Source organism: Bradyrhizobium sp. (assembly GCF_049581145.1).
Taxonomy (GTDB): Bacteria; Pseudomonadota; Alphaproteobacteria; order Rhizobiales; family Xanthobacteraceae; genus Bradyrhizobium.
In genome coordinates, this window is record NZ_JBAURI010000793.1 from 1 (window position 1) to 4,649 (window position 4,649).

At 59.4% G+C, this 4,649-nt stretch carries 11 protein-coding genes; 1 reads left to right on the forward strand and 10 read right to left on the reverse strand.

Annotated features, from left to right (window positions below; translation table 11 throughout):
• The 10 genes from WCB02_RS26115 to WCB02_RS26160 form a co-directional block, all read right to left on the reverse strand.
• A partial coding sequence (locus WCB02_RS26115) for a hypothetical protein (RefSeq protein WP_423962650.1) occupies positions 1–540 on the reverse strand: 540 nt, incomplete at its 3' end.
• Between the two features lie 2 nt (positions 541–542).
• Positions 543–1,325 (reverse strand): ERF family protein, encoded by a 783-nt coding sequence (locus tag WCB02_RS26120; protein ID WP_423962651.1) that lies wholly within the window; start codon positions 1,323–1,325, stop codon positions 543–545.
• Complete coding sequence (locus WCB02_RS26125; RefSeq protein WP_423962652.1) at positions 1,325–1,555, reverse strand: hypothetical protein; 231 nt, start codon at positions 1,553–1,555, stop codon at positions 1,325–1,327. The genes WCB02_RS26120 and WCB02_RS26125 overlap by 1 nt, the downstream gene beginning before the upstream one ends.
• Complete coding sequence (locus tag WCB02_RS26130) at positions 1,552–1,704, reverse strand: hypothetical protein (protein WP_423962653.1); 153 nt, start codon at positions 1,702–1,704, stop codon at positions 1,552–1,554. Before WCB02_RS26130 ends, WCB02_RS26125 begins: the two co-directional genes overlap by 4 nt.
• Positions 1,701–1,880, reverse strand: coding sequence for a hypothetical protein (locus WCB02_RS26135; RefSeq protein WP_423962654.1), 180 nt, complete (start codon positions 1,878–1,880; stop codon positions 1,701–1,703). The genes WCB02_RS26130 and WCB02_RS26135 overlap by 4 nt, the downstream gene beginning before the upstream one ends.
• An 8-nt stretch (positions 1,881–1,888) precedes the next feature.
• Positions 1,889–2,020: a hypothetical protein gene (locus tag WCB02_RS26140; RefSeq protein WP_423962655.1), complete on the reverse strand. Its 132-nt coding sequence runs from the start codon at positions 2,018–2,020 to the stop codon at positions 1,889–1,891.
• A 90-nt stretch (positions 2,021–2,110) separates the two neighbouring features.
• Positions 2,111–2,725, reverse strand: coding sequence for a pentapeptide repeat-containing protein (locus WCB02_RS26145; RefSeq protein ID WP_423962656.1), 615 nt, complete (start codon positions 2,723–2,725; stop codon positions 2,111–2,113).
• Between the two features lie 157 nt (positions 2,726–2,882).
• Positions 2,883–3,071 carry a hypothetical protein gene (locus WCB02_RS26150; RefSeq protein WP_423962657.1) on the reverse strand — a complete coding sequence of 63 codons (189 nt, stop codon included), beginning with the start codon at positions 3,069–3,071 and terminating at the stop codon, positions 2,883–2,885.
• A complete protein-coding gene (locus WCB02_RS26155; RefSeq protein WP_423962658.1) occupies positions 3,071–3,424 on the reverse strand; it encodes a hypothetical protein in 354 nt (117 codons plus the stop codon). Before WCB02_RS26155 ends, WCB02_RS26150 begins: the two co-directional genes overlap by 1 nt.
• A gap of 148 nt (positions 3,425–3,572) precedes the next feature.
• On the reverse strand, positions 3,573–4,301 hold the full coding sequence (locus tag WCB02_RS26160; protein ID WP_423962659.1) for an XRE family transcriptional regulator: 729 nt from the start codon (positions 4,299–4,301) through the stop codon (positions 3,573–3,575).
• A gap of 86 nt (positions 4,302–4,387) precedes the next feature.
• Between WCB02_RS26160 and WCB02_RS26165 the strand changes: the two genes are divergently transcribed.
• Positions 4,388–4,594: a hypothetical protein gene (locus WCB02_RS26165; RefSeq protein ID WP_423962660.1), complete on the forward strand. Its 207-nt coding sequence runs from the start codon at positions 4,388–4,390 to the stop codon at positions 4,592–4,594.
• Positions 4,595–4,649 lie beyond the last annotated feature (55 nt).

Genomic DNA, 4,649 nt, shown 5'->3' on the forward strand with positions numbered 1-4,649 from the left:
GTCAAGCTTTGGTTGCGCATCGGCGATGGCGGCTGCGGCGCGCTCCGAAAATTCCTGCCAGTCGCGGCCGGAAAAGGTCGCAATGCTGGCGATTCGCGCGCGGATGGCTGGAATCGGGATGTCCACCGTGATGATGTTGGCCCATTCGATGATCATCACCAGCGTCCGCTCGTGATCGCCAACGCGCGCAGCTTCGGCCGCCTCCCACGCGGTGAGCGGTCCGCGAACTTCGTCCTTCAGTGCATCCAACCGATCACGGATCACGCGCCGTTCGGCGTCGATGGCAGCCGATTGCTTTTTGATCTCGGCGACATGTTCCTTGCCGAGCTCGTCAAGGGTGGTTTTCGAGCGAGCGATCTTGTAGGCAATCGACTTGATGCGCTCGCGACCACCGTGTGTCGCAACCTCGAAAGCCTCCGCCCGAACATCCTTTTCGATGGCGGAAAGGATGGTCTCGACCTGCCCGGAACCGAACAGGGTTGCCGGCGTCAGCGCAGCGGCGGGCTCTAAGATGCTGTCGATCGATATCAGAGCGTTCATGGTCAGACCTTTCGAAATTTTGCGATTGCAGCCATGCAGGCGTCGAAGTGTTCTGCCGGGATATCCTCGATCCGCCTTTGCTTCGCCCACTGCAGGAAGGCTTTGCGGCTCGCGCCCTTGGCTTCGAGCCCGTCGCGGATTTGGTCGGCCTGATCCTGGGTGATTGAGCCTGGAGGCGGCGCATAGGCCTCGGGCTGCGCCGTCTGAGCGCTTGTGCCGCGCCCATCATCATCGTCGCGCCTCGACGCGAGGCCGAGCGACGCCATAAGCGTGATCCGCTCCAAGTAGGACACCGCAGACTTGACGCCCTGAATTGCGTTCTTGCCCCCAGACGTGTCGGCGCCTGCGGAAAGCTCGTTTTCCTCGCAAAATCCGTCTCGGTGCGAGATGATGCACGTCACGGTGACAGGCTCGCCCGGCTTTCCCTTGAGGCGAAAGCGATGCGAAAGGCCGTGCCGGCTCAAGATCGGCGCGACGGTATCGACCACCTCGGCCAAGTCTTCATGCCAATAGCTTGTCTCATCACCCTTGGCGTTCTCGAAACTGACGTGGCTGTTCTTCTTGATGATGGGTAGTTCGGCCTTTGCGTCGGCGAGGGCATTGTTGAACGCCTTGCGCGCGGCGAAGGCGTCCATCTCCTTCATCAGCGCCACGGCCTCGCGATACATCTCGACGTTGCCGCTTTTCAGCGCGGCTTGAACGATGTCGAGCGGCGACGTTGCCACCTTGGCGACCTCGCGGCCGCGCGCTTTCGGCTCCGGGGTGATTTCGACGACTGCGGCCATCACACGATCTCCTGATCGGTGCTGCACGTATCGGCGACGCTGTTGATCGCTTCCGCGTAGAGATTGGCGATGCGGGCGCCATCATCATGGTCGATGAATAGTGTGATTTCGGTCTCAGTCTCCGGCATGCCCGGTGGCTGCTCGTGCACCGTGATATAGAGCCAGTGCGTATCGTTGCGGTGACGCGCCATGGCCGATATTTTCCGGACAAATGATGCGTTGATGTTCATCGTTTTGCCTTCCTCTTGCGCGGAGCGGCCTTCCGCTTCGCTTTTCTGGATTGCTGCTGCTGCATCACGATCGACGCCTCGATGGCGTTTCCGCCGGATTTCTTCAGCGCGGCTAACAGATCGTCCGGTGTTGGTTTCGGGCGCTTCATGTGCCGCCGCGCCCGATCTCACGTTCCGCATGCTCGCGAACGAGTCTCGCCACCAACTTGCGGAAAGCGTCTGGAAAAAAGTCCATCGGCGAGCGGTTGTTGGTCGCCTTACCGATGCCGAGCTTGACGGCGTCGTCGATTGCCTTGGCGTAGTTGAGCAGGGTCTCGGGTGTCATGGCGGCTCCTAAAGTTTGGTCGCCTGTTGGCGCTCGATCTCCGCTTCAATGGCGTCGAAAACGATCTCAAGCGGCATCACTGCGAGCGTGACCCAAAGGATGATGCTGGCGCGCGTGGCGAGTAGAAGGGAGAGGTTCATTGGTCATCTGCCTCCGGATCGCACGCGAGCATGGGTTCTTCGCACTCGCCACACATCAGGTTCGCTCCCGGCAGCTGTGGCGATCAGCGCTCATGCGATCAGCTTTCGCGCGTAGGCAAGATCAACCATGCACCGAACGATGGCTCTGGTTTCAGTAAGGATGGCTGTTCCGGCGCGGGTCTTTTCCCAATGTTCCTGCGCTTCGCGCAGGGTAAAGAGCCGACAGCCGGCCTTGACCATTGGCTCGGTATCTCCTGTGAGTTTTTGAAGAAAGAATGCGTAGCCGTCGCTGCGCGTGGAGCCCTGAATGATCCATTGGCTCCCGAGGTTCGCGCTGCTGAGGTTCGCGCTGATGAGTTTCGCGCCGTTGAGGTCCGCGCCGTTGAGGTCCGCGCTGCTGAGGTTCGCGCCGCTGAGGTCCGCGCTGCTGAGGTTCGCGCTGATGAGGTTCGCGCCCCAGAGGTAAGCGCCGCTGAGGTCCGCGCTGCAGAGGTTCGCGCCGTTGAGGTCCGCGCTGCTGAGGTTCGCGCCGCTGAGGTCCGCGCCGCTGAGGTCCGCGCCGCTGAGGTTCGCGCGTCTTTTAACCGCCGACTTTACTGCCAAGCCAAGCTTTGTTGCCAGCGAGTCATCTGCCGCGCAATCGATCTCGGCAACGAATTGAACGGAGCGGTTGGGTCTTAAAATATTGAACTTGAGACGGGGCATTGGTAATTTCCCTGGGGTTGGTTAAGATTCCGTCTCGCTCGCGACTGGCTGCGGCGGCGGGGTAATGACGCGGGACAGGTCGGCAAGAACGTGGATCAGGGCGCCGTAGTTGTGCCCGGTGGGCGTAGTTGTTTCGTACGATACAGCGGGCGTCATATTAGCACCACACGAGCTGCTGATCGCGGCGGAAGGGTTCGATCCCGCACCACTCTGCAAACGACATGTCAAAGCCGTGGGCATTGTCGGCGCCGTACTCGATGTAATCGGCCCAAACTTCCAAATTCATGTAGACGCTGAGGAGGGGCGCGGCGAAGTGGTATTGTTTTTCGGTTGCGAGGATGCGCATCACGCCACCTCCGCCATCGTCTGGCGCGTCAGGCATTCGTCGAAAGCGTAGGAAGTAGCTTCGGAAACCTCGCCGGTGAGCAGCAGGTCACGGAGCACCATATCGGAGACGCGCGCGGCGTCTTTGGTGGCCGCGGCGAACTCGGCGTGGGCCTTCTTGGCCTCGAAGTCCCAACGCGGCGCACCCTTATAGGCGCGGATGACAAACATCCGCTCGTGATAGCGAGCGAGCTGCGGCCCGGTCAGGTCATTGAACCAGCGGCCGGCCTCGGCCTGGCAGCGCTCGTAGCGCTCGTGATCCTCGGAAAAGTCGTCTGGCGCATAGTGCGGGTTGGCTGCGTAGTAACCGGACATTGCGTTCCCCATCGGCTGATCTGATGGGGAAAATCCTAAAGGAAATTTCCTATCCTGTAAATAGGAAAAATACTTGTGGGTAAAAATTAATTTGCCGGCGTCCGCGAAATGGTCCGGCGGAGGTAGGGGGTAACCGTGGCTTCTTGGCCTAGAAGTAGCTGCCGACCAGGCGGTGACAGATTTGCCACTCTGACTTTTTCAGGACGAAATCCTTGGCCGGATTGTATTGCCGCACCTTCCATGTGGTGTCGGTCTGGCCGCGAAATTCCTTGATTGCGGCGTGAACGGATCCATCCTCGGAGTGCTGCCGAAATAGACAGAGGTCGCCGATGTGCGGAGGCTTGTGCGGATTGATCAGGGCTACGGCGCCAGCTCGTATCACCGGCTCCATCGAATCTCCAACCACGATCATTCCATAGCCGTCTTGGACGCGCAGCAGCACCGTTGGGCGGGCAACATAATCAACTGGTCGATCTGTGATGATCAGAGCCCCATTCCCAGTTTGAGCGCTTCCAAATACGGGCAAATCCACATTTGCGTAGAGCTCGGCGCCTGGGATCATCCGAGGCGCCCCGTCGGTATTTTGGGTAGGGCGTGGATTGGTGTCAACTAAACCTTCGCGAGAGGGTACCTCTTGCGCATTTTTCGCATAGTGCCGCTTCGGCAGCGGTGATGATGGTCCACGCAACTGATCTTCCGGCACATTCAGGATTTCAGCGAGCGCGATGCGCTCGCGTTCCTGCAGCTCCCGGGGAGATCCCTTCTTCAGGAATTGCTGCAGGTAAGTTGGATTACGGTTAAGGCGCTGTGAAACCTCGGCCATCGTCAGCCGAAGCTCTCTCAGTCTGTCCTGAATCAATTTGCGAACCACATCCATTCCCCCTTGTAGGAGGTTACCTAGACATCGAGGAAACGGGAAATTTCCTATTGACCGCATAGGAAACATCCTGTATTTCCTAATGCATGCTTGTTCATCCTGTTATCCAATCGCTTCTTGCGGACATCGACGCCTTCACGGCGCGCGAAGGCATCACGCCTTCTGATTTTGGGATGCGGTCGATAGGCGATCCCAACCTCTACGGTGATCTGAAAAAGGGGCGTTGCCCGCGACTGACCACCATCGATCGCCTGCGCGAGTTCATGCGCGAGCGGGGAGGAGTCGCGGCATGATCCACGACACCCTCATGTGCTGGCTGATCGCCAACGAGCTGTACCTGCTCTGGAG